The organism is Mycobacterium sp., assembly GCF_035570115.1.
Lineage (GTDB): Bacteria > Actinomycetota > Actinomycetes > Mycobacteriales > Mycobacteriaceae > Mycobacterium.
Window position 1 is genome coordinate 1 of record NZ_DATMLH010000275.1, and the last position, 22,913, is coordinate 22,913.

General features: G+C 63.6%; 22 protein-coding genes and 1 pseudogene. 13 read left to right on the forward strand and 10 right to left on the reverse strand.

What is annotated here, in order from left to right:
* Positions 1-322: aldehyde dehydrogenase family protein (locus tag VNW74_RS26150; protein ID WP_325682259.1), on the reverse strand; the 322-nt coding region annotated here is incomplete at its 3' end.
* Between the two features lie 9 nt (positions 323-331).
* A complete protein-coding gene (locus VNW74_RS26155) occupies positions 332-1,045 on the reverse strand; it encodes an SDR family NAD(P)-dependent oxidoreductase (RefSeq protein WP_325682261.1) in 714 nt (237 codons plus the stop codon).
* A gap of 87 nt (positions 1,046-1,132) precedes the next feature.
* On the opposite strand from VNW74_RS26155, the gene VNW74_RS26160 reads away from it, so the two are divergent.
* The 5 genes from VNW74_RS26160 to VNW74_RS26180 all read left to right on the forward strand — a co-directional run bounded on the left by VNW74_RS26160 (position 1,133) and on the right by VNW74_RS26180 (position 5,328).
* Complete coding sequence (locus VNW74_RS26160; protein ID WP_325682264.1) at positions 1,133-2,107, forward strand: TIGR03621 family F420-dependent LLM class oxidoreductase; 975 nt, start codon at positions 1,133-1,135, stop codon at positions 2,105-2,107.
* Positions 2,108-2,179: 72 nt separating this feature from the next.
* The gene (locus VNW74_RS26165; RefSeq protein WP_325682266.1) at positions 2,180-3,070 is read left to right on the forward strand and encodes an enoyl-CoA hydratase/isomerase family protein; all 891 of its coding nucleotides are present in this window, start codon (positions 2,180-2,182) and stop codon (positions 3,068-3,070) included.
* Positions 3,067-4,371 carry an aromatic ring-hydroxylating dioxygenase subunit alpha gene (locus tag VNW74_RS26170; RefSeq protein ID WP_325682268.1) on the forward strand — a complete coding sequence of 435 codons (1,305 nt, stop codon included), beginning with the start codon at positions 3,067-3,069 and terminating at the stop codon, positions 4,369-4,371. The genes VNW74_RS26165 and VNW74_RS26170 overlap by 4 nt, the downstream gene beginning before the upstream one ends.
* Positions 4,371-4,706, forward strand: coding sequence for a hypothetical protein (locus tag VNW74_RS26175; protein WP_414686779.1), 336 nt, complete (start codon positions 4,371-4,373; stop codon positions 4,704-4,706). Before VNW74_RS26170 ends, VNW74_RS26175 begins: the two co-directional genes overlap by 1 nt.
* A 61-nt stretch (positions 4,707-4,767) precedes the next feature.
* Entirely contained in the window at positions 4,768-5,328 is a 561-nt protein-coding gene (locus VNW74_RS26180) for a helix-turn-helix domain-containing protein (RefSeq protein WP_325682297.1), read from the forward strand.
* 11 nt (positions 5,329-5,339) lie between these two features.
* On the opposite strand, the gene VNW74_RS26185 is transcribed toward VNW74_RS26180, so the two are convergent.
* The 3 genes from VNW74_RS26185 to VNW74_RS26195 form a co-directional block, all read right to left on the reverse strand.
* A complete protein-coding gene (locus VNW74_RS26185) occupies positions 5,340-6,542 on the reverse strand; it encodes a cytochrome P450 (RefSeq protein ID WP_325682272.1) in 1,203 nt (400 codons plus the stop codon).
* Between the two features lie 11 nt (positions 6,543-6,553).
* Positions 6,554-7,390, reverse strand: a complete 837-nt coding sequence (locus VNW74_RS26190) for a mycofactocin-coupled SDR family oxidoreductase (protein ID WP_325682274.1) — start codon at positions 7,388-7,390, stop codon at positions 6,554-6,556.
* Positions 7,391-7,546: 156 nt separating this feature from the next.
* Positions 7,547-8,671 carry a Kelch repeat-containing protein gene (locus VNW74_RS26195; protein WP_325682276.1) on the reverse strand — a complete coding sequence of 375 codons (1,125 nt, stop codon included), beginning with the start codon at positions 8,669-8,671 and terminating at the stop codon, positions 7,547-7,549.
* A gap of 404 nt (positions 8,672-9,075) precedes the next feature.
* Between VNW74_RS26195 and VNW74_RS26200 the strand changes: the two genes are divergently transcribed.
* Together VNW74_RS26200 and VNW74_RS26205 are read left to right on the forward strand one after the other, a co-directional pair.
* Positions 9,076-9,768: a glycoside hydrolase gene (locus VNW74_RS26200; protein WP_325682278.1), complete on the forward strand. Its 693-nt coding sequence runs from the start codon at positions 9,076-9,078 to the stop codon at positions 9,766-9,768.
* A gap of 42 nt (positions 9,769-9,810) precedes the next feature.
* The gene (locus VNW74_RS26205; RefSeq protein ID WP_325682280.1) at positions 9,811-11,250 is read left to right on the forward strand and encodes an amidohydrolase family protein; all 1,440 of its coding nucleotides are present in this window, start codon (positions 9,811-9,813) and stop codon (positions 11,248-11,250) included.
* Between the two features lie 12 nt (positions 11,251-11,262).
* Here the strand turns inward: VNW74_RS26205 and VNW74_RS26210 are convergent, their stop codons facing one another.
* The 4 genes from VNW74_RS26210 to VNW74_RS26225 form a co-directional block, all read right to left on the reverse strand.
* Positions 11,263-12,525: a cytochrome P450 gene (locus tag VNW74_RS26210; protein WP_325682282.1), complete on the reverse strand. Its 1,263-nt coding sequence runs from the start codon at positions 12,523-12,525 to the stop codon at positions 11,263-11,265.
* 139 nt (positions 12,526-12,664) lie between these two features.
* Positions 12,665-13,858 (reverse strand): amidohydrolase family protein, encoded by a 1,194-nt coding sequence (locus tag VNW74_RS26215; RefSeq protein ID WP_325682284.1) that lies wholly within the window; start codon positions 13,856-13,858, stop codon positions 12,665-12,667.
* A gap of 30 nt (positions 13,859-13,888) precedes the next feature.
* Entirely contained in the window at positions 13,889-16,108 is a 2,220-nt protein-coding gene (locus VNW74_RS26220; RefSeq protein ID WP_325682286.1) for an acyl-CoA dehydrogenase, read from the reverse strand.
* Between the two features lie 7 nt (positions 16,109-16,115).
* On the reverse strand, positions 16,116-16,982 hold the full coding sequence (locus tag VNW74_RS26225) for an amidohydrolase family protein (protein WP_325682288.1): 867 nt from the start codon (positions 16,980-16,982) through the stop codon (positions 16,116-16,118).
* Between the two features lie 227 nt (positions 16,983-17,209).
* On the opposite strand from VNW74_RS26225, the gene VNW74_RS26230 reads away from it, so the two are divergent.
* The 4 genes from VNW74_RS26230 (at position 17,210) to VNW74_RS26245 (ending at position 20,855) form a co-directional block, all read left to right on the forward strand.
* On the forward strand, positions 17,210-17,785 hold the full coding sequence (locus tag VNW74_RS26230; RefSeq protein ID WP_325682289.1) for a TetR family transcriptional regulator: 576 nt from the start codon (positions 17,210-17,212) through the stop codon (positions 17,783-17,785).
* Positions 17,786-17,998: 213 nt separating this feature from the next.
* Entirely contained in the window at positions 17,999-18,727 is a 729-nt protein-coding gene (locus VNW74_RS26235; protein WP_325682291.1) for a UbiX family flavin prenyltransferase, read from the forward strand.
* A complete protein-coding gene (locus VNW74_RS26240; protein ID WP_325682293.1) occupies positions 18,717-19,253 on the forward strand; it encodes a TIGR02444 family protein in 537 nt (178 codons plus the stop codon). The genes VNW74_RS26235 and VNW74_RS26240 overlap by 11 nt, the downstream gene beginning before the upstream one ends.
* 234 nt (positions 19,254-19,487) lie before the next feature.
* Positions 19,488-20,855 carry a cytochrome P450 gene (locus tag VNW74_RS26245; RefSeq protein WP_325682294.1) on the forward strand — a complete coding sequence of 456 codons (1,368 nt, stop codon included), beginning with the start codon at positions 19,488-19,490 and terminating at the stop codon, positions 20,853-20,855.
* Positions 20,856-21,057: 202 nt separating this feature from the next.
* Here VNW74_RS26245 and VNW74_RS26250 read toward each other — a convergent pair whose 3' ends face one another.
* Complete coding sequence (locus VNW74_RS26250; protein WP_325682295.1) at positions 21,058-21,897, reverse strand: hypothetical protein; 840 nt, start codon at positions 21,895-21,897, stop codon at positions 21,058-21,060.
* 76 nt (positions 21,898-21,973) lie between these two features.
* Here VNW74_RS26250 and VNW74_RS26255 point away from each other — a divergent pair.
* Positions 21,974-22,129 (forward strand): annotated as a pseudogene (locus tag VNW74_RS26255) (AraC family transcriptional regulator); the annotation flags it as partial.
* A gap of 239 nt (positions 22,130-22,368) precedes the next feature.
* Positions 22,369-22,913, forward strand: a 545-nt coding sequence (locus tag VNW74_RS26260) for a TIGR00366 family protein (RefSeq protein WP_325682299.1), incomplete at its 3' end; no start/stop codon positions are given.

The window sequence follows — 22,913 nt, forward strand, 5'->3', positions numbered from 1 at the left end:
AACTGATGGGAGCGCCGATCTCGGCCGAAATCAGCGCCGCCATGTCGGCTCGTCGCACCTTGTAGATGCCGGCCAGCCGGGTGAGCGCCTCGATCCGTTCGGCGGGCTGCATGCGTGGCCACGGTCCGGTGTCGGAAGACGCCCGGGCGGCTTCGACAGCACGATCCACGTCCGCGGGGCCCGCGCAGACCGCGTGACCGATGACCGCCTCGCTGTGCGGCGATACCACCGTGATGACGGCGTCGGACTCCGATCCGGAAGCGGGCTTAGAAGCAGGAGAAGCCCACTTTCCGTCGATGAACAGCTGATCCCTGTCGTACATCCATCCCTCTCAGGTGTTGCGACCGCCGTTGACGCCGAGGATCTGGCCGGTGATGTAACTGGCCTCCTCGGATATGAAGAACGAGCATGCGGCGGCGATGTCCTCGGGCCGGCCCACCCGCCGAACCGGTGTGCGATTGATGTGGTCCTCCACCGAGCCACCGAGCAGATGCCGACTCTCGGCGCTGCGCAGCATCGGTGTGTCGACGAACCCCGGCGGTACCGCGTTGACGGTTATCCCGCACGGACCGTATTCGAGCGCCAGCGATTTGGTTAGGCCGTTCACCGCGGATTTCGCTGCCACGTAGTGAGACATAAACGGTTGTCCGGAATGCGTGCTGGACGACGAGATATTGACGATGCGTCCCCATCCGGACTCGACCATGTCGGGCAGCACCGCCTGGATGGTGTGGAATACGCCGTTGAGGTTGACATCGATCACCTTGGACCATTCGTCAAAGGACATCGTCGAAAACTTCTTGAAGCCTTCCACTCCGGCGGCGTTGACCAGCACCAGGATCGGGCCGAGCTCTTGGCGGATTGCCGCGACGGCCGTGTCGACCTGGGCTCGATCTGTGACGTCGGCGAGATGGCTGACCCCTCCGCTAGGTGGGTCGGTCGGCGACAGATCAATGACGGCGACCCGAAATCCGTCGCTCCGCAACCGCTCGGCGACCGCGCGGCCAATCCCCGACGCACCGCCCGTCACGACCGCAGTCTTCAAGCCCGAAACCCGCCTTCCTGGGCGACCGCCCAAACATGCCTAGCACTCCGCGTCGACGGCGGTCAAGTAAAGGGTTAGGGTCCGTTGATGGACAGGCCCCCGTTTCGTTTCGCGGTCCAGGCGACCAATGCCACCGGGGCCCGCGACTGGTATGACACCGTCCGCAAAGTCGAAGACCTCGGCTACTCAACGCTTTTCCTCGCTGACCATTACCTCGGGCCGGGCCCCGCCCAGCGGGCCGCACGCACCCCTCGCCAAGACCTCGCCCCCATCGCGGCGATGGCCGCAGCGGCCGCGGTGAGCCAGACGCTGCGTATCGGATGCCGGGTGTTCTGCGTCGACTATCACGCGCCGGCGATCTTGGCCAAGGAAGCGGCGACACTTGATCTGCTCTCCGAGGGTCGACTGGAAATGGGCGTCGGAGCCGGGTGGAGCGAAGTCGAGTACATCGCGATGGGGCTTGAGTTCGAGCCCGCGGGCCGACGGATCGCCAAGCTGGCCGACGTCATCTCATTCATCAAAGCGCACTGGCAAGGCGAAGAGCTGAACTGGTCGGGCGACTTCGTCCGGGTGCACGGTTACGCCGGACGGCCCCGCACGGTGCAGCGCCCACACCCCCCGATCATGGTCGGCGGTGGCGGACAGCGCGTCCTGACGCTGGCCGGCCGCGAAGCCGACATCGTCAGCATTTCCAGTGTGCCGTTCGTGGCGCGCGACGCCGACGGTCTTGATCCGCAGGAGGTCGCCCAACGTCGGATCGGCTTCGTGCGGGACGCCGCCGGCGAGCGCTTCGGTGGTTTGGACGTCGAGAGCTCGCCGTATTTCACGCAGATCACCGAGGACCCCGAGGCGGCCTTGGCCGACTTGGCTGGTATTGAAAAGTCCACCGGGATCGCCATCGAATTGCTGCGCGAACATCCCAACGTCCTGGTCGGCTCGTTGGAAAGCGTTGTAGAAACCCTGTGTTCGCGCCGGGAAACGCTGGGCATCAACTACGTCACCGTCCAGCAGTCCCAGATCGAATCCTTCGCATCGGTGGTGGACCGGCTGCACGGACGCTGAGCTTGACCCCCACCAGCAACGGTGGGACTATTTGGGCGATCGCTCAAGGAGCAAAAGAGGATGGACAGCTGAATGGCAAAGCGGACCAGATACAGCGAGTACCACGATCGGTACCCGAACTATCGGCTCGAACTCTCCGACGACGGCATCCTGCTCATGCAGTGTCACACCAATGGCGGCAGCCTGGTCTGGGACTGGGGCGCTCATGACCAGATGTCCGACGCGTTCGCCGACATCGCCGGGGACCGCGAGATCAAGGTGCTCATCCACACCGGCACGGGTGAGAACTACAACGCCAACTGGGGACGCCTGCCCAACGGCGACCCCGTCGAAAAGCCCGATTATCTGCTGATGCCCGGTACCCGCGGTCTGCACAAACTTGACGAAAAGGCTTGGTATGCAAGGCATCTCATCACCAACGTGCTCGACATCGATGTTCCGATGATCTGCGCCGTCAATGGCCCCTGCAACATGCACTCAGAGGTCCCGTTACTCGGCGATATCGTGCTGGCGTCCGAAGATGCCTACTTCCAGGACGCATCGCACTTTCCCCGTGGCCAGGTGCCGGGCGACGGTCAGCACGTCATCTGGAGCTTTCTGGCCGGCCACACCCGCGCCCGCTACTTCCTGCTGACCGGAATGAAACTCGGCGCGGCCGAAGCCAAGGAGTGGGGTGTGGTCAACGAGGTGCTCCCCAAAGACCAGGTGCTGGACCGAGCTTGGGAACTGGCCCGCGAACTGATCAAGCGGCCACCGCTGACGCTGCGGTACTCACGCCAGCTGTTCACCAACCCACTCAAGCGGGCTTTCATCGACGAACTGGGCCACGGCCTGGCCCGCGAAACCTACGCGCAGCGGGCCTTCTTCCCCTTCGGCGGTGAGATGGCACCACTCGATAGGGCTTGGGACGACGAGCCCTGGTCGCCCAGCGACGGTCAGCGCAGCGAAGGAGTGCCATCATGACCAGCATCCAGCAGCGGCTGTCAACCGGCCGCGGCAAGTTCACCACCGACTATCCCGAACTCGGTACCGCACCGGTCAGCTATGAGGATTCGATCTCCGAGGAATTCTTCGCCGCCGAGCGCAAAGCGGTATTCGAACGAAATTGGTTGTGCATCGCACGAATTGAGCGGCTACCCCGCAAAGGTTCGTACTTTACCCGCGACCTGCCCGGTGGCCTCGCCTCGATCGTGGTGGCGCGCGATATGGACGACACCGTGCACGCGTTCCACAACGTGTGCGCCCACCGGGGTAACAAGGTGGTCTGGCAGGAGCACCCCGGGCGGGATTCCTCCGGCACGTGTCGCGCGTTCGCCTGCAAGTACCACGGATGGCGATACGGCTTGGACGGCAAAGTCAACCACATCACCAACGAAGGCGAATTCTTCGACTTGGACAAGAACACCCTGCGGATGCCGCCGCTGCACTGCGAGGTGTGGGCCGGCTTCATCTTCATCAACCTCGCCGACGACCCGGTGCCGCTGCGGGATTTCCTCGGCGACGGACTGCTGGGGATCGAGGCCTACCCGTTCGAGAAAATGACACAGCGTTACGGGTTTTCCACCCGGATCAACGGGAACTGGAAGCTGGCCGTCGACTCGGTCTGCGAGTGGTATCACCCGCCGTATGTGCACGGTCGCTTCATCGACCCTGACGTGTCCAAAGCCGAGAAGATGGTGCCGCCCGTCGACTCCTACCACTACGAACTGTTCCGGCCGCACATGCTCACCTCGGTCCCCGGGCCGCCGCCGCTGCCGCCCCGCGAACCCGGCACCGCAGGACCGGCCCGCCAGGACCAACGTTGGGTCTACAAGCTGTTCCGCGCCGGCTTGTTCGGACCCGACGACGTTCCTGACATCGGACCGGATCCCGATTTCCTGAACCGCGGCGACATCGCATCGTGGGGCAACGACCAATTCTGGGTCTTCCCGAACATCTCGATCCAGATCTGGGCGCGCGGCTACTACATCACCTACACCTACTGGCCGGAGACCGTCGACTCGCACATCTACGAGATCGACATGTACTTCGTGCCGCCCGCCAATGCGCAAGACCGGTTGGCGCAGGAGCTGGTGGTCGACAGCACGATCGAGTTCGCGATGCAGGACGTGAACACCATCGAGGCCACCCATTCTGCGCTGAAGACGCGGGCCCAGAACACCTTCCACCTCAGCGACCAGGAACTGCTCATCCGCCAGTTCCACACCGTCATCCGTGACACGGTCGACGCTTATCGGGCCGCCAACACCGCACGGGAGGCGTGATGTCCAGTTCGACGTTGCCTCAAGCGTTCTCCGACTTGGAGCCGCTTGTGGCCGGCTGGGGCCTGCCGACGCGGGCGGAGCGCTACGAGGCGCGGCTCTCCAAACCGTACGACGAACTCGTCGCGTTCTACGACGCGATCGCGCAGCGGGCCGAGGAGGCGATCGCCTACCTCAATGGGCTCGACATCAACGAGTTACCGGAAGACGCCGAAAGGCTTCTGCACCTGCTTTACTCGATGATCCTGGTCTCCTACGCCGTCAACGTGTTCAAGCAGAATCGCATCCCGGACTCCGGCGCCGCGTTCTTCGACATGGTCGCCGAGCCGGCGGTGTGATAGGGACGACATGGTGACCGCCTCCGAACGACCTAAGGCACGGGACACGACGACCCGCGACATGCTGGTCGCCGCGACGAGTCAGATCATGGTCGAAGAAGGCTATGCCGCGGCCACGTCGCGCCGGGTTGCGGCCAAGGCCGGCGTGAAATCCGCACTGGTGCACTATTACTTCCCCACCATGGACGAGTTGTACCTTGCTGTCTTCCGTCGCGGCGCCGCGGTCTATTTGGAACGCCAGCAGAATGCGCTGGCCTCCGACCGACCGTTGCACGCGTTCTGGGCGACCCTCACCGAACCCAAGGACACCCGGCTGCTCTTGGAGTTCATGGGGCTTGCCAACCATCGCAAGGAAATCAAGACGGAAATCGCAGCCTGGTCGGAGCGATGGCGCGAGCAACAGATCACCGCGCTGAACTTCATCGTGCGGGAACACGGCATCGATACCGACGAATTCCCGCCCGCCGCTATCGCGGTCGTCATCGCCGCGATCGGCCGCACCCTGATCCTCGAGCAGGGACTCGGCACCGCCGGCGGTCACCAAGAGGCCGTCGCACTGGTCAATCGCTTCCTCGACCGATTCGAGATGCCGACACCGAAAAAGCGCCGGGCCCGCGGCTGATCGGGAGCCCTTCAGGGCAGCACGACTCGCAGCCGCTCCCAACCACGGACGGTAGACGTCGACGCGAGTTGGGCTGTGTCGTAGTCGATGTCCCATTCGGGCCAGCGGTTGAGGATCTCGTCCAGCGCGACGCGACCTTCCAAGCGTGCGAGGTTTGCCCCAAGGCAGTAATGCACGCCTTTCCCGAAGGTGATGTGCGAGATGTTGTCACGATGGATGTTGAACGTGTCGGGGTCGGTGTACCGGCGGGGGTCACGATTAGCGGCACCGAACAACAACAGCATCGCGCTGCCGGCCGGAACGGTGGTGTCGTAACACTCGAAATCCGCCGTCGTCCAACGTGCTACGTGCGGTCCGGTCGGCTCGAATCGTAGCGTCTCGTCGACGGTACGGTTGAGCAGCGACCGATCCTGGTGGATTTCCCTGCGCTGATCGGGATGTTCGGCGAGCACCTTGGCCAGCCAGCCGATCAGCCGACCCGTCGTCTCGTTGCCGGCACCGGCCACCACCTGGGTGTAGTGCAGCACCTCTTTGCGCGTCAGCATTCGGTGCACGCCCTGCTCGTCGTCGAACTCGACGTTGAGCAGTGTGGTCATCAGGTCGTCGGACGGGTTCTTGGACCGCCATTCGACGTAGTCGGCGTAGATCCGTCCGTCGGCGATGGAATCGGCGTCGGCGACCTTCAGCGGCGCACCCGGCTTGGTGCGCAAGTTGGCGTCATTGGCGTCGCGAACCGAGATCTGCTCGGACTCCGGAATTCCCAGCAGCATGCCGATCACTCGCATCGGCATCATCGAGGCGAGCTCGGCGATGATGTCGAAGCCGTCGGAACCGACGAGCGGATCCAGGCAGCGGATACAGTACTGCCGGATCTGGTCCTCGATGGCGGCCATGCGGCGCGGGGTGAAGACCCGGGACATCAGGCCGCGCAGCCTGGAATGCTCGGGCGGATCCTGAAACATCATCACGCCGCCGGGCATGTCGAATTTCGACTTGACTAACTCGAGGATGTCACTGCGACGGCTGGAAAAAACCTCCCAGTTCGCCAATGCTTCTTCGACGTCGGAATGCCTTGATATCGCCCAGAAGTCGTATCGCTCGTTGTAGTAGATCGGGGCCTGGTCGCGCAGCCGCGCGTAGGTCGGGTAAGGATCGGCATTGATGCCGACGTCGTAGGGGTCGTAGTAGACGTCGGTGTCGCTGGTGACGGTCATCGGTGATTCCCTTACTTCAGACAGCTGCCGGCGTCCACCGTGAGCGGGACCCCGGTGATGTAGCGCGCTTCGTCGGAGGCCAAGAACAACACCGCGTTGCTGATATCTTCTGGAGTCACCCAGGGGATCGGCAAGACGTGGAAGCTCTGGCACACCGGCGCGAGATCGTCGGGACCGGGGTTGTCCAAGTCTGGCCGGAAGGCGCGGAAGGTGGCCTCGTTCATCAGCAACGGTGAATTCACATGCGTCGGGAGAACGGCGTTGACCCGGATCATGCGCTGACCCAATTCGACGGCAAACGAACGCATGAGGCCGATCACACCGTGTTTGGCCGCGACGTAATGGCCGACGTGCGGATAGGCCTTGTTGCCGGCGACCGATGACGTCAGGATGATCGAACCGCCCCGATCGCCTGCCAGCATGTGCGGGACGCCGGCCTTCACCGTCTTCCACACCCCACTCAGGTTGACGTCGATCATCTCCTGCCACAGCGCCTCGTCAGCCTTGTGCAGCTTGCCGGCCGTCGTACCGATGCCGGCGTTGGCGACGATGACATCAAGCCGCCCCAGCTGTTCGACCCCGCCGTCGACGGCCGCCCGCAGGGCGTCGTAATCGCGAACGTCGACCTCGGCCGTCACAACACGACCGCCCGCGTCCTTGACCATGCCGGCGGTCACATCGAGATCTTCCGGCGTCGCACCGTCTGCGGGCGAAGCATCGAACCCGCGGCAGATGTCGACGGCGATGATGTCGGCACCTTCTTGTGCCAGCCGGACGGCGTGGCTTCTGCCCTGCCCGCGTGCGGCGCCGGTCACGAATGCGACCTTGCCGTCCATCCGGCCCGCCATGCCAACCTCGATTCCTCGCGTTGCAGCTACGCGCGGTCACCATCCAGCGATGTTGGGCGATCGCCCAAAATGCGCTGGCGCCATGTCTAGCAGGACGGCGCCGAGCGCGTCAAGGGCAAGCGCACTCGACGCCGGGCTAGGCGTTAACGCCTAGTACTAACCCCGGCAGGTCGCCAGCGCCTTTTCTATTGTCTCGATCTCTATACGCAGGCCGAGGAGGGACTTCTCCCCGGCGGCCCGTTGCTGTGGGGTGAGGTCACCGCCATCGAGGGTGGCCTGGGCTGCGGCCATTTGCTGTGTCGCCAAACCGAGCTTGTATTCGATGTAGTCACATTTGTCGAACGTGTAGGCATTTACCTCGCCGACGATTACCTTCTGGGGGCACGTCATCCCGCCGATGGCATAGACCAAGCCGTCCGCACCCGTCGCGGCGCCCATGCCGGCTCGGACGTCCGGCAGCGGGGCCTGTTCCGCCCATGCCGAGGTGGGTGAGGCGGGGTTGTAGCTGTACACGGAGGCGACATAAGGAGGCGGACTAGTACTAGGTGCATTGGGTTGCTGCTGCATCCCGCCGATGACATAGATCAGCCCATTAGGACCCACGGCCGCGGCGTGCCATGCGGTGGGCAACGGCAGCGATTGCGGACTGGGGGTCCAGCTATTGGCGGCGATATCGAAGACTTCGACCGAGTTCAGCAATACGGTGTTGGTTGCTAAGCCGCCGATGGCGTAGATAAACCCGTTGGATGTCGCCGCGGCGGCCAGCCCCATTCGCCCCGTTTGCATTTGCTGCTTGGGGACCCACTCGTCGTGGACGGGATCATAGGCTTCGACGGTCGCGAGGCTGCTTGGGCCTTGCGACGAGCCGCCGATCGCATAGATGAGCCCGTCAGAGCCGGTGACGGCGGCCAGGTTGCCGGATGCGGTTGATAGCGGCGCGAGCGACGACCAGGTGTTGGTCGCCGGATCGAAGACGTCGTGCGTTGCGAGCGGCGTATAGGAGTCGTCGTATCCGCCGACGATGTGCAGTTTGCCGCCAGTTGAGGCCGCACCGAAGTTCTGGCGCAACGGGTTCGGTATTGAGGTCGTCGTCGACCACGTCTTCTGCGCGGTGTCGTAGAACTCGACGGTGGTGGCGGGTTCCCCGGTCTGCGAACTGGAGGTGTCGATGCCGCCGATCGCGTAAACCCCGGAACCCGATGCCGGCGCGGGCGCATTGCACGCGGCAGCCGCCGGGAAGTATCGCGGATCTTTCAACGGCGGTTCGTTTGTCCAGGGCATGTGCGTCTCCTCGCCATTGGGCGGTCGGTGTGGTGCCTTGGCACGGGCGCTGTTGTTGTGCGGGCTCGACTCCCCATTTCCCGGCCTGTAGCAAAGATTCATACCATGCGGATGCGGTTTGGCCACCGTTATGGCAAGAACATCTCTATTTCCCAACCGAACTGCTGAAATGTCGATATCGGTGCAGCTAGCGAGATCGCAGCGGATCATCAATCTTGATCCACCGCGGTGCGCCGGGCGTGCTTCGAGCGCGCTCGCAGGTAACGCCTAGGCGGCCTGCACGCAAATTTTCGACCAGCCCTAGTCGCCAGTGGCTTACTGATCGGCTCGCCTCGCCGAAACGCCGACCAATGCAGTGAGGAAAGTTGCCACACCGCGTCGAACACCGCAGTAAGGTGCTCTCCGTGAGCAGAGACAAGTTAGCCAAAGGGCGGGGCCGCTGGTTGGGGTTCGGGGCCACGCTCGTCGTCTCTGGCGCCATGCTCTACGCCCAACACACAGAGCCTCGGTGCTGCGTCAAGGCCCCGCCGGCGAAACCGGCGGCGACACCGGCGGCAGCGCCGACCAGCCCTCGACCTGCGCCGGCCGACGCACCGCACACGGCCAGTCCCGCGGAGGCGCACTTGCTGACCGCAGACGCGCCCGTCGCTGCCACGAATTTTCAGTTCGTGCTACCCGTCGGGGTCGCGCCGGAGAAGGGGTTGCAGGTCAAGACCATCTGGGCTGCGCGTGCGATCAGCGTGTTGTTTCCGCAGATCACCACCATCGGCGGTTACCGGCAGGACGCCTTGAAGTGGCATCCCAACGGGTTGGCCATCGACGTGATGATCCCGAACCATGACTCCCCCGCGGGCATTGAGCTCGGCAACCAAATCGCGGGGTTTGCCTTGGCGAATGCCAAGCGATGGGGAATCAACCACGTGATCTGGCGGCAGAAAATCTATCCGGGCGTCGGCAAGGGGAGCTGGACGGCGGACTACGGCAACGAAACCGCCAACCACTACGACCACGTTCACATCGCCACCGACGGCGGCGGATACCCAACCGGGCACGAAACGTACTACATCGGATCGATGACCCCCACGCCGCCAGACTGATCCCTGCTTTTCGGCCCGCTAGACGACGGGTACAACCAGCAGATGACCGGCGAGCGCACAATTCTGTGCGGCACCACCGTCGTCGACGTCCGCGACGGCAGCCTGCGTCGCGCCGTTGACATCATCGTCGAAGGCGGCCAAATCGCCGCGATCACCGCGACTTCCGACGAGCACCCCGACCGTGTCGCGGCAGTCGACGCGCGGGGAACCTACGCGGTGCCTGGGTTCTGCGACATGCACGCCCATCCGCTGACCGACCGACGTGACGCCGAGCCGGCGCTGCGGCTGATGCTCGCGTGCGGCGTGACAGGATTTCGCCAGATGGGTGGTTCGCGCACACTGCTCAACGACCGCAGCGCCGGTAAGCTCGCGCTGCCCATCGACGGACCCGCGCTGTTGTCCATGCCGGGCGAGGTGCTGCTTCCCTTCAACGCCGGCACTGAATCGGTCGCACTGCAGTCGGTTCGGCAGCAGTCAGACGCCGGAGCCGACTTCATCAAGGTTGCGATGGTGGCCCCGCAAGTCTTCTTTCCGGCTCAGGCCGAAGCCGCTCGGCTGGGACTCACCACCGTCGGGCACCTGCCGGTGGGGATCGACGTCCGCGCAGCCTCCGACGGCCGGATGCGCTCGATCGAGCACCTCGGTCCCGGGGTCGGCATCGTCGCAGCGTGTTGCGACCACCAAGGCGCCATCGAGCAGGCGGTGGCCGACCGTCCGGCTCCGAAATTCCCCAGCGTCCCCAGGCTGCCGTTCGCCGAGCGCCTGATGGAAATGCTGATGGCCCGCGTGATGGCCAAGACCGTCATCAATCCCCTGCTGTTGGCCAAACCCGCCGACGCCGACCTGATCGCGGACGCCGGTCGGTCCTTCAACGACAACAAGGCCCGCGCGTTGGCACGGGTGTTCGCCGCCGACCAGACGTGGCAGTGCCCCACATTGATCCGCCTGCGCACCCAACAGTTCTGCGACGACCCGGTCTACCGCGACAACCCCAACAACCGCTTCGTGTCCCAGCGAACTCTGAAAACCTGGCGGAAGTCCACCGAGAAATACGCCTCACGTCCCGAGGCGATGCGCAGCGCCTATCGCAACAATTACGCCCGACAACTGGGGCTGGTTCGCATCTTCGACGAACAGGGCGTCAAGATGATGGCCGGCAGTGACGTCAGCGGATCCGGCTGGGAGATACCAGGGTTCGCGTTACATGATGAGTTCGACCAGTTGGCGGCGGCAGGCCTGACGCCGTTGCGGATCCTGCAGATGACCACCGTCAATGCGGCCGAGTTCCTCGGCAAGACAGCCACTTCAGGCTCGGTGGAACCCGGGAAGGACGCCGACATCGTCCTGCTGTCGGCTAATCCCGTCGAGAACGTGGCCCATCTGCACGACATTGCCGGAGTGGTCCGAGCCGGCCGGTACTACTCGCCGGAAACTCTCACGGCGACGATCAAGACCATCGCCGAAACCCGTTCCGCCGTCTGATCGGCGACCCGGTTATCCGGCCCATTGAGACACCGGGCACGTGCCGGTGTAGTCCACCTGCCAGTGCTTGATTCCGTTGAGCCAGCCCGACCGTAACCGCTCCGGGGTGGCCAGCGCGGTAAGGTCGGGAACGATATCCGCGATCGCGTTGAACATCAGCTCGATGGTCAGCCTGGCGAGGTTGGCTCCCAAGCAATAATGCGCGCCGGTGCCGCCAAAACTCATGTGCGGATTTGGATCTCGGAGTACGTTGAACGAGAACGGATCGTCGAACACGTCTTCGTCGAAGTTAGCCGATCGGTAGAACAACGCAAGCCGCTGACGCCGCTTGATCGGGACGCCGCCGAGTTCGATATCGCTGAGCGCCGTGCGCTGGAAGGCGGTAATCGGGGTGGCCCATCGAATGATCTCGTCAACAGCAGTGACGGGGCGCTGCTCCTTGAAGACCTTCCACTGCTCGGGATTGTCGAGGAACGCCATCATCCCCTGCGTAATCGAATTGCGGGTGGTCTCGTTGCCGGCCACTGTCAGTGTCACCATGAACAACCCGAACTCTTCGTCGGAGAGCTTGTGGCCGTCGACGTCGGCCTCAAGCAGCTGGGTCACAATGTCATCGCCAGGATCGTCGGCCTTGTGTACGGCGAGTTGCATTCCGTAGAACATCAATTCGCCGGCCGACGCCAACGCCTCGGACCCGGCGAATTCGGGATCCTCGTCTCCCACCATCTCGTTGGTCCAATGGAACAGCTTGGATCGATCCTCGAACGGCACCCCGAGCAGTCCGGCGATCGCCTGCAGCGGCAGCTCGCTGGACACCTGCGCCACGAAGTCCCCCGTTCCGGCGGCGGCCGCATCGCGGACGACGCGGCGGGCTCGCTGAGCCAGTTCTTCCCGAAGCCGTTCCACCGCACGGGGTGTGAACACCCGGGACACGATCTTGCGCATTCGGGTGTGCTGCGGAGCGTCCATGTTGATCATCGAGAATCTGCCGGCCTCGATCTGGCCGCGTGCCGTCTCCTCGTCGCGGTAACGCGGGACGATGCAGTTCTGCGCGCTGGAGAACACATCGTCGCGCCGCGACACCTCACGCACGTCACGATGCTTGCTGACCACCCAGTACCCGCCGTCGGTGAAACCTCCCACGCCGCTGGGCTGCTCGTTCCACCAAATGGGCGCCGCCCGCCGTAGTTCGCGCAGTTCCTCGGTTGGCAGGCGCGCGGCGTAGACGTCGGGGTCGGTGAAGTCGAAACCCTTCGGCAGCTGCGGTTGCGCCATGACGCCTCCCAAATGTGTTGCTCAATCGAAAACCTAAGTCAGCCACTGGTCGACGAGGTCGGCCCACCGGCGCGAGATGGTCTGCTCGCTCCCTAGCAGCGCGGCGACCAGGCTGGACTTGCTCACATTCACAGAGCGGTCACACTGGTCTGCGGATCGATAGCTCAAGCCCGTTGTCGCGCATGACGGTTCGGCACTGCCCGGGCGTGTAGTCGAAGTTCTCCAGATCCTTCAGATAGGAAGCCGGCTCGGCCAGGCCTTCGACATGCGGGAAGTCGGAACCCATGATGATCCGTTTCTCGCCCAGCAGCCTTAGCAGGCTGTCCAGCTCGTCCTCATAGAAGGGCGACACCCAGACGTGTCGTTTGAAGGTCTCGCGCGGGTCTTCCTGGTAGATCTGTGGGATCTGACCGAAAGACTTGGTGAGCTTTTCGAACAGGTGGAACACCCAGGTTGAGCCGCTCTCGATGGAAGCCATCCGGAGGTTGGGGAACCGCAGGAAAAGCCCGTTGTGCAGGTGGTTGGCGAAGGTGTCCTGCAAGGCATCCCCGGAGAACAAGCTCCGAAAACCAAGCAGCGCCTGGAACGACATCATGTAATCCGGCTCGCCCCACGCCGGCATGAACTTCGAGTAGTACGTCTCGCCCGAGTGGTAACAGACAGTGATGCCTGAATCGTTCGCCAGCTGCCAAAAGGTGTCGAACATGGGGTCGCCGGGTGCGCGCATGCCGACGTCCGTCATGATCGGTCCGGGGACCATCACGATGAACCGCGCGTCACGCTCAATCGCCCATTCGAGTTCACGTACAGCGTTATCCGGTTTGCACAACGTGATGTAGGGCGCACCGAAGATGCGCTCCTGGTAAGCAAATCCCCAGTCCTCATCCATCCAGCGGTTGAAAGCTCGGAAGGTCGCCGCGGCGGCATCCAGGTCGGGCAGCAGCGCCTGCTCCATGCCCACGCCGAGCGTAGGCAACAGGATGCAGCCCGCCATGCCCTGCTCATCCATCAACGCCAAGCGCGCATCGCGGTCTCGATACGCGGGCGGGATCGGTTCCAAGTCGCCGAAAAGCGCATTCAAGTCGGCGCCCCTCGGGTTTCGGCCGCGGAAGTATTCGTCGAGCGCGCCGGGCTTGCCCACCGGGTCGAAGGTCGGATTCGGGATGAACCTGTTGACCCTGCCGCCAACGATGAGACGCTGCTTGCCGTCGAGCTGCGCCCATTGGATCGCGCGTTTCTTGTATTGCGGCTCGATGTGGCGGGTAAACGCGTCGAGCGCTTCGTAATAGTGGTTATCGCAGTCGAAGAACTTGAAGGGGAGCTGTGTCGTCATCGCGGCAAACGTCCTTTCTGTGGCGACGATTCAGTTACGCGGTAAGCCGAGGACCATCGAAGCGATGACCGTCAGCTGGATCTCCGGAGTGCCTCCGCCGATAAGTTCGGCAGGAGCGTCGAAATAGGGCTGGACGACAGCCGGGTCGGAATCCGCCAACATCGCGATGCGGCCGGTCAGGCCGAGCGTCGCGGTCCACGCGCGACGCAGCAACGTGACCATCGCGTACTTCGCGATGCTGGAGGTCGGTCCCGGCCCCTGCCCCTCGACCAGACGGAGGGTTTCGCGGAGCACCACGGCCCTGATCGCCGTGCTGTGCGCCTCGACGTCGCCCAGCGCCCGCAGCGCCGCATCCTGGTCGGGGCCTTCGATTTCCGCCATTCGCCGAAGCGCATCGGCTCGATCGATGCTGACGTAGTTGCCGATGGCCGTTCGTTCGACCGCCATGGTCGACACCGCCAGGCCCCACCCGTCACCGGGCTCACCGACCAGCATGTCGTCGGGCACGAACACATCGGTCAGGAAAACCTCGTTGAACTCGGTGCGTCCGCTGGCCTGCTTGATCGGCGACACCTCGATGCCCGGCCAGCTCATGTCGACGAGGAAGTAGCTGATGCCGCGGTGCTTCTTCGCTTCGGGGTCCGTGCGCGCCAACAACGCACCGAACTGAGCCCGATGGGCCAGCGACGTCCAGATCTTGTGCCCGTTGACCACCCATCCCCCGTCGACCTTGTTGGCGCGGGTGGATAGCGACGCCAGGTCTGACCCGGCGCCGGGTTCGCTGAACAATTGGCACCACCGCTGTATGCCACGCAGGATCGGCCAGGCGAAGCGCTCGCGCTGCACATCCGATCCGCTGTTGAGGATCGTCGGGAGGATCCACTCCGCAATACCGAGCGAGGGTCGTATCAATTCGAGGCGCTTGTCGAACTCCTCGGCGATGATCACCTGCTGCACCGGCGAAGCGCCGACTCCCCACGGCGCGGGCAGATTCGGTGCAACCAAGCCGTTCTCGGCAAGCAGATCCCGTTGCGGCCCAAAGGCCAAGCCAGGATTCCTGGTGTCGTCGGAAGGGTGATCGTTGGACAGACTCAGCGCCTCGTCGAGGGTTGCCGACACCCTGGCCCGGAACTCGGATTCGACGCCACCCAAATTGATTGTGGTGGAGCGCTTCAGCGTGCGCGCCAACTGCCCCACTTCGCGATTCCAGTGCGTCATCGGGCCCAACGACGCGGCCAAGCTGGTGGCGCGCCGCCAGTACAGGTGTGTGTCGTGCTCCCACGTGTAGCCGATCGCGCCGAACATCAGCAGTGCGTCGAGCACCAGATCGGGGGCCGCGGCCACCGCCATCACCGCGGCGGACGCCGCGGCCAGCCGATGCTGATCAATGGATTCGCCTTCTGCCCGTACCGCGTCCCAGGCCGACGCCGTCGCCAGCTCCGAGTTCACCAGCAGCGTCGCGGCCTTGTGCTGCAGAGCCTGAAAGGCTCCAACCGGTCTGCCGAACTGCTCACGGGTGCGGATGTATTCGGTTGCGGCGTCGGCGCAACGGCGTACCGTCCCAGCGGACGCGCATGCCGCAAGGGCCACCACAACGCACCGGGCACGCTCGGTGGAAATGCCGGATAGCACCGAGCCGGCCGGCACAATGTGCTCGACGAGATCAAGCACACCCACGTCGGTGCATAGATCAGTGCCGCGCTGTGGCTCGACCACCAAACCTTCCGAGCGCGGGTCCAGCGTGAACCAGCGTTGGCCGCTGTCCTCGGTCTGCGCGCAGATCAGGATGTGCTGCGCCGCGCAGATTCCCAACACGGAGCCCGACGACCCACTGAGTCGCCACGCGTCTCCGTGGGATACGGCGTGCACGTCGGAATGCTCGGGCAGGATGACGACCGCCGTCGCGCCTTCCGCCAGTTCAGTTAGCAGCGGTTTCGCCGACGCATCAGCCAGCCTCGCAACGGCGCTGGCCGTCACCGTGCTCAACTGCGGACCCGGCAGCAGCGCCGCGGCGGCTGCCTCGACGACACAAGCCATGTCCACCAGACTGCCGCCTTGGCCGCCGATGTCCACCGGAAGGTGCACTGCATGAAAGCCGTGTACAACGAATTCCGACCACCAGGACGGCAATTCGCCGGCCGCTATCGAATCGAACGCGGCACGTGTCTTGTCGATGGGCGCGTGCCGGGTAGCGAACCGGCTGACAGCATCGACGAGTTGCTCCTGCTCGGCGGTGATCGCCAACGCCATAAGACTGTCAGTCTTCCAGGCCAAGGATGCGAGCGGCGTTGCCGTACAGGAACTTCGGCCACACCTCGTCCTTCAACGGAACCTCGGGCAGCTCGCTGAAAATCCGCTCCAGCGACAGACCCATCGGGAAATAGCCGGCGTAGAGGACTTTGTCGGCACCGCGGGAATTCGCGTAGTCGATGATGGCCTTCGGGTAGTACTTCGGCGCGAACGCTGATGTCGAGAAGTAGAGGTTGGGCCACTTGAGCATCAGCTTGACCGCCAGATCCTCCCACGGTTCGCAGCCGTGACGGGTGACGAACACAAGATCGGGGAAGTCGAACATCACGATGTCGATTCGCGAAACTTCCTGCGGTGCAAAAGGGACCCGAGGCCCCGGCACACCGGCGCAGACGAAGATCGGGATGCCGAGCTCGACGCAGGTGGCATAAATCGGGTACATCTTCGGGTCATCGATGGGAACTTGCGGGAAGGTTCCCGCCGGGAACACTGACGTGGCGCGGATACCGAACTGCTCGTACTCGCGACGGATCGCGTTCACCGAACCCATCACGTCGTTGGGGTCTACGAGCGCACCAGAGGGTACGAAGCGATCCGGGAACGTCTTGAGCGCCAGCTGCGCGGAGTCCTCCCCGACTCCGATCATCGCCTTTTCGATACCGAACCGGTCCATCTGCTGGAGCACCAGCGACACCGGGTCGCTGGTCGGCAGTCCCTTCGGCACGTCCTTGAACATGTACTCGACGGGGAACTCGAAGTCCTCTTTGGATTCGCGGTCCTTCGTCTGTTTACGGATGAAGTCGTATTGCGCGGAGCCCTCGTGGGGGAATCCGACCATCGTGTCGATCACCGGTAGACCCACAGGTCCGGCCATGGCGTCCTCCGATCGCTGACAGCGTCGCTGCTCGGTACGTACTGAAACATGGTTCTACCTATGTCAAGGTAGCATAGTGCCTTCAACTGGGACAACATGGTGCATAGCGGCTACATGTTGTAATATCGGAGCAGTCACCGAGAAGGCGGTTCTCGATCCGAGCCGGAGGTCGCATCGTCAACACTCCAGTCGAGCGGGCCGAATCCGCCGTAGTTCCCCTTGCGGACATGACCAGTCGCCAGCTGATACGGCGAGCCAGGATCATCGAAGCGGTGATCGATCTGATCGCCGACGTCGGCGCTGAGGCGGTGCAGATGCGCGACGTCGCCCAGCGTTCGGGAGTGGCGCTGGCCACCGTCTATCGCTACTTCAGCTCGAAGGACCATCTGCTTGCGGCGGCGCTGGAAGACTGGCAGAAGCGACTTACCCGCCGCATCCTCGCATCGCGCGGGGCCCGAACCGACCAGGACCCGTTGCCAGGTGTCCTGGATTACTTACGACGGGCGCAGCGTGCCTTCTACCGCAACCCGGAAATGACCACGCTGATGCTTCAAACCATGAGATCCACTGCTCCCGAGGCCAGAGCAGCGATCGAGCAGATGAATCGCACTGACACTGAGATGTTCAATAGTCTGCTCGATGGCGTTGCGCCGGAGGATATTCCGAACATCACGTTCGGCCTCAACGCCGCGTTGAGCAATGCGCTTGCCGGGGTGCTGGCCGGCATGATGACGTCGGACGAGGCCCAGAGCCGGGTCGAGTGGGTCGCGCGTGTCCTGCTGACCGGCCGCACGGCGAGTTGATTTCCTGCGCACTGCTGTCGGGTGAGTTCGATGAGTCAGCCTCATGGTCAGCTCTATGGGTCAGCGTAATTTCGTTTGTTCGAGCCATTGTTGTTCCTGACCGAGCGCGGAGCACCGGTCACGTCGCAGTGAATGCGAGCGATCTCTCCAGCGATGTTCTCCCGTTGGGATTCATCACTCAGTCCCTCGGGGCTGATGCAATGGTAAATGGGCATGATGCCTCCTGATTTCGCGAGTTATCCGGTTAGTAATGGCAGGTACCGGCGACCCATTACTGTGAGGTCAGGCTTTGCAGATGAGCGCTCAGGAGCACAACCCATGCAACGGCAACGACTGATCATCGGCGTCACCGGTTCCAGCGCGCCACAACTGGGTTGGGCGACCCTCCGCGCCCTGCACCACCACCCGGACATTGAAACCCATCTGGTCATCTCCCGGGGGGCCGACAAGACCATTCAGCTCGAAATGGGTTTGAGTAGAAGCGATTTCGAAACCCTCGCCGACATTTGTTATGACCCCGAGGATCTGAGCGCGGCCATCTCCTCGGGATCGTTTCACACCGTCGGCATGGTGGTGGTGCCCTGCTCGATGAAAACCCTGGCTGCCATCGCCGTGGGCAGCAGCACCGACCTGCTCACCCGCGCCGCCGACGTGTGCCTCAAAGAACGCCGCAAGCTCGTGCTCGTCGCACGCGAAACCCCGCTGAGCCTGATCCACATCCGCAACATGGAAACCGTCACCCTCGCCGGCGCAATCGTGCTCCCACCAACCCCAGCCTTCTACCATCAACCCAAGACAATCGACGATCTCCTCAACCAGACCGCCGGCAAAATCCTGGATCAATTTGGCATTACTCATGAACTATTTCGACGCTGGGACGGCGCGCCAGGCGGTCGGCTGACATCTGTGCAGGAGCAGACCGCGCCGCGAAATGACAGATGAAACCGGCACTGCGGGCCGCTTCAAGCAGTTTGCGCTGGAGCTCTATGGCAGCGAAGGCGTGGCCGCCGCGTGCCTGCATTTGCAGAACCGCCACACGCTCGACGTCAACCTAGTGTTATTCGCCGCGTTCATCGGTGCCCGGCGACGGCAGGCGTTAACCACCTCCTGCCTCGATGCGGCCCGATCCCGGGTAGACGCGTGGCATCGCGAGGTTGTGCGGCCGCTGCGCGCCGTGCGGCAACGGCTCAAGACGGGTCCCACACCCGCACCCAACGAACTCACCACGCGGCTGCGTGGCAAGCTCCAGCAAGTCGAGATTGACGCCGAGTTGATCGAGCTGGACCAACTGGCAGAGTTGATCCCCCTCGGTGGCGCCGATCCGGTACCAGGGAGTCCTGTCGAATGTGCCGCGGCGGCAATAGAAGCCGTCGTACGGATATACTCCACTGGCGCACCTGACGACAGCGACCAGCGTGCGATCGAAACAATCGCGGCGGCAGCCGGCGCGATCAGTGGATGCTGCTAACCGCATACAGCTGAGAGGAACGCCTCGAGTTCGCGTGCGATAGCGAGACGTGGCCCCCAGCACGCCAGGCCGCCAAGTCGGCGTCGTTCATTTCCACCATGGGCCCCGTCCGGTGTCAGGGCTATCGGAGAGGGTCTTCGCATGCCGCCCACTCACGCACACCGAGTTCAAGACCGAGAACGGAGCAGGGACAAAGACTTGCAATCCGCCAGGCACGGCATGATTCTTGGTGCAATGACCGCGACGATCGACAGACTCGATGTGGCCACACTTCCGCTGGCGCCGAAAAATCCGCTGCCCATTCTGCAGGTGCTGTCAGCCGCGCGGGTTTTGCACACCGGACTAGCACTGCTGAGCGAGGCCGGCGGACCGGTGACCCGATTCGTACCACTGCCAAAGTTCCTTGCCCCGGCCCTTGTGCTGGTCACCTCGCCAACCGGGGTGCGCGATGTGTTGGGACGCACGGACGGACTCACCGAGCGATGTCAGATCCACGTGGAAGTGCGGAACGTGGTGGGCGACAACCTGTTTTGCCTGCCCAACAGAGAATGGGCTCCGCGCAGACGCGCACTACAACCGGTGTTCACCAAACAAAACGTCGGCAGCTTTGGCGGACACATGACGCAGGCGGCGCAAACGTTCGCCGATCACTGGCGCGAGGTAGGTGACGTCGACCTCGACGCCGAGTGCCGCCGGCTCGCCATGCGGTCGCTCGGCCACTCGATTCTCGGCGTCGACGTCAACGAATTCGGCAACGAGATCGCACAGAACATGCACGTGGCGTCGGCCTACGCGACCGATCGTGCATTACGGCCGATACGTGCGCCGCGGTGGCTCCCGACGCCGTCACGCCGTCGCGCTCGCACCGCGGTTGCGACGATGCGCCAGGTCACCATGGACATCCTGCAGGCGTGCCGCGCAGATCCGACCCGCGATGCACCGCTGGTTCAGGCGTTGATCGCGGCCACTGACCAAGACACCGGCCGGCCACTGTCCGACGACGACATGTGCAACGAGCTGCTGATCTTCATGTTGTCCGGCCACGACACGACGGCGACGATGCTGACATACGCCTTGTGGGAGCTGGGGCACCATCCCGACATACAGAACCGGGTCGCCGCCGAGGTTGCCGAGATCGGCGATAGAGAACTAACGCCCGACGATGTCCCCCGGCTCACCTACACCGCCCAGGTGCTCAACGAGTCGTTGCGACTGTGCCCGCCGGCCGCAGGGGTCGGCCGGTTGGCGGTGCGCGACATCGCGGTGGACGGCTACCGAGTGGAAGCGGGCAGCATTGTGGCCGTCGGGATCAATGCCCTGCACCGGGATCCGGCCTTGTGGGAGCGCCCGCTGGTCTTTGACCCCGATCGGTTCAGCCCGGAGAACTCCGCGAACCGCGACCGCTGGCAGTTCATCCCGTTCGCCGCCGGGCCACGTTCGTGCATCGGTGAACACTTCGCGATGCTGGTCACAACCCTCGCGCTCGCCACCATCGTCCGGTCTATCCGGATCCGTTCGACGGACCAGGACTTTCCTCTCGAATCGCCGTGCACCACGGTCGCAAAGGGGCCCATCCCGGCCCTTGTCGACGCGCGGCGGTGAAGTAGAGCATCTCGCGGGTGCTACGGCAGTCCGGCGCCGTCGGATCCGGCAACGGTTCTCCCCACCGGGGAGACGACATCGACGTATTCATCCCCCTGAGACGACGAGGGTGGGGGCAGGGGTCAACATGTCGACGTAGTTGTGACCCCCGAGCACTCGCTGGCTGCTCACCCGGTCAGGTTGACCCCGTGATGTCCACTGCTCAGTCGAGGCTGGACGACAGAACGTCGCGCAGGATCGCGGACTGGCTGCGGGCGGAGAAAATCTGGTAGCCCCGTTCGGCGAGCTCGCGGCGCGCGTGCTCGTCGCCAAGGAGCTGCACACAGCGATCGACCAATTCGTCGTAGGCCGCGAACGCGATCCCCGATTCCAGATCGGCCTCCTCAGCCGGATGGGCACCGCGCTCGGAAACCACCGCGCGTCTATTGGCCAATAGATATGAAACACGTACCATCTCGAACACCTGCGCGTCGTGCAAGTGCATGTTGATGACGACCTTCGAACGCGCGATCACCGCATCGCGGGCGCCCCCGTAAAGGCCTAATAGCCATTCAACTCGAAAACCTCTGGCGTGCAGAGCCTCTAGCACAGCACGCCGACGCTCGCTGTAAATCCCGTAGAAAAGCACGTCGATGTCCTCAGGGGCCGGGACGATTCGGGTCAGCTCGGGGACGTATCCGATCGGAACGTGCGTGAGCCGAGGTACTTGCCAGGCGGCGAGGCGCTCGATGTTGGCTTGACTGTAATCCCATACCCGGTGGCGCCTGAAAAGACTGAGAAGCGCCGGCGTCATCCAGGGTGAGTCGTCATAAACCTGCTCGAGGTTGTACAAGATCGAATTCTTTGGCGGCTCCCACCGGTGCAAGGCGAGGAGGTTCGAGCCGAACACGATGTTGTGCCGCTCGTCGTGGTCGAGACCAGTGGTCAATAACGAGTCGTGGCCGAGTGCTAGCAGAGCGTGGTGCAACCCCTCGGCAACCTCGCGAAACGCCTGGCTGTGCACATCGCCCTGAGGTGCCACAACCGCGACAGCGAACTGCATCGGCGCAGCCTACCGTCAACAGCTTCCGACTCCCAGATAGGGTTTCCAACTTCCGTAAACCATTACCGTGGTAGTTGTGGTTGGCCACGAGAAGGGCCGCGTCGGGGAATTCGTTACCGCGCCGCCACGGAGCGCTCCCGGCGTTGCGTCGATAGTGGGATATCGCGCCCTGGAGGTTTCCGGTGAGGTGCATCGCGGTATGCCGTCGTCAACACTGACCTTCATCGTCAGCCGATGATTTTCTCGTTGCCCACCGACGGTTGGGATTCGAGACACGCGGTGTGAGACAAGAAACGAGACACCACGACCTGCGAGGGTAGGTCAATGACGACGAGCGAACACCCTGAGGCCACAAGCGATGACCCGGAGGCCACCGGCGGAGACGCAACGGCCACGAGCGGCGCGCCAGAGGCCGAGCCCGAACAGCCACAGCCGTCGGGCGACGAACACAAACCCCAAGGGCGCGGCGTCATGCAATCGCTCACCGCGCTGTGTGTCAGGTATGTCGAACGCCTGATGCCCGATCCGTACCTGTTCGCGTTCATCCTTACCCTCATCGTCGCCGCGCTGGTCGCCCTGTTGGTACACGGCGCCTCGCCCAGCGGCATGCTCAAGGCGTGGTACGGCGGTGTGTGGGGATCGCAGAACATCTTCACGTTCGCCTTTCAGATGGTCCTGATCCTCGTGACGGGCTACACGCTCGCCGAAGCGCCGGTCCTGAAGCGGGCCATCGTCCATATCGCGAGCAAACCGAGGAACCAGGTCCAGGGAGCCCTCCTGTGTTTCTGCGTGAGCGCTGCACTCTCCCTGCTGAACTGGGGACTCGGCCTGGTAGCCGGTGCACTGGTCGCCCGTCAGGTCGCGAAGCGCTTCACCGATGCGCATTTCGGTTACCTCATCGCGGCGGCGTTCATGGGCTTCATCGTCTGGACGCAGGGCCTGTCGTCGTCGATCGCGCTGGCGAACACGGACAACGGCAGCCCAATCAACGTGATTCACAAAATTACTGGCATCAC

Excerpts from the sequence above, each read along its gene's own strand:
- VNW74_RS26160 (WP_325682264.1), top strand. The coding sequence starts at position 1,133 with ATGGACAGGCCCCCGTTTCGTTTCGCGGTCCAGGCGACCAATGCCACC.
- VNW74_RS26165 (WP_325682266.1), top strand. The coding sequence starts at position 2,180 with ATGGCAAAGCGGACCAGATACAGCGAGTACCACGATCGGTACCCGAAC.
- VNW74_RS26170 (WP_325682268.1), top strand. The coding sequence starts at position 3,067 with ATGACCAGCATCCAGCAGCGGCTGTCAACCGGCCGCGGCAAGTTCACC.
- VNW74_RS26175 (WP_414686779.1), top strand. The coding sequence starts at position 4,371 with ATGTCCAGTTCGACGTTGCCTCAAGCGTTCTCCGACTTGGAGCCGCTT.
- VNW74_RS26180 (WP_325682297.1), top strand. The coding sequence starts at position 4,768 with ATGCTGGTCGCCGCGACGAGTCAGATCATGGTCGAAGAAGGCTATGCC.
- VNW74_RS26185 (WP_325682272.1), bottom strand. The coding sequence starts at position 6,542 with ATGACCGTCACCAGCGACACCGACGTCTACTACGACCCCTACGACGTC.
- VNW74_RS26190 (WP_325682274.1), bottom strand. The coding sequence starts at position 7,390 with ATGGCGGGCCGGATGGACGGCAAGGTCGCATTCGTGACCGGCGCCGCA.
- VNW74_RS26195 (WP_325682276.1), bottom strand. The coding sequence starts at position 8,671 with ATGCCCTGGACAAACGAACCGCCGTTGAAAGATCCGCGATACTTCCCG.
- VNW74_RS26205 (WP_325682280.1), top strand. The coding sequence starts at position 9,811 with ATGACCGGCGAGCGCACAATTCTGTGCGGCACCACCGTCGTCGACGTC.
- VNW74_RS26210 (WP_325682282.1), bottom strand. The coding sequence starts at position 12,525 with ATGGCGCAACCGCAGCTGCCGAAGGGTTTCGACTTCACCGACCCCGAC.
- VNW74_RS26215 (WP_325682284.1), bottom strand. The coding sequence starts at position 13,858 with ATGACGACACAGCTCCCCTTCAAGTTCTTCGACTGCGATAACCACTAT.
- VNW74_RS26220 (WP_325682286.1), bottom strand. The coding sequence starts at position 16,108 with ATGGCGTTGGCGATCACCGCCGAGCAGGAGCAACTCGTCGATGCTGTC.
- VNW74_RS26225 (WP_325682288.1), bottom strand. The coding sequence starts at position 16,982 with ATGGCCGGACCTGTGGGTCTACCGGTGATCGACACGATGGTCGGATTC.
- VNW74_RS26230 (WP_325682289.1), top strand. The coding sequence starts at position 17,210 with ATGACCAGTCGCCAGCTGATACGGCGAGCCAGGATCATCGAAGCGGTG.
- VNW74_RS26235 (WP_325682291.1), top strand. The coding sequence starts at position 17,999 with ATGATGCCTCCTGATTTCGCGAGTTATCCGGTTAGTAATGGCAGGTAC.
- VNW74_RS26240 (WP_325682293.1), top strand. The coding sequence starts at position 18,717 with ATGACAGATGAAACCGGCACTGCGGGCCGCTTCAAGCAGTTTGCGCTG.
- VNW74_RS26245 (WP_325682294.1), top strand. The coding sequence starts at position 19,488 with ATGACCGCGACGATCGACAGACTCGATGTGGCCACACTTCCGCTGGCG.
- VNW74_RS26250 (WP_325682295.1), bottom strand. The coding sequence starts at position 21,897 with ATGCAGTTCGCTGTCGCGGTTGTGGCACCTCAGGGCGATGTGCACAGC.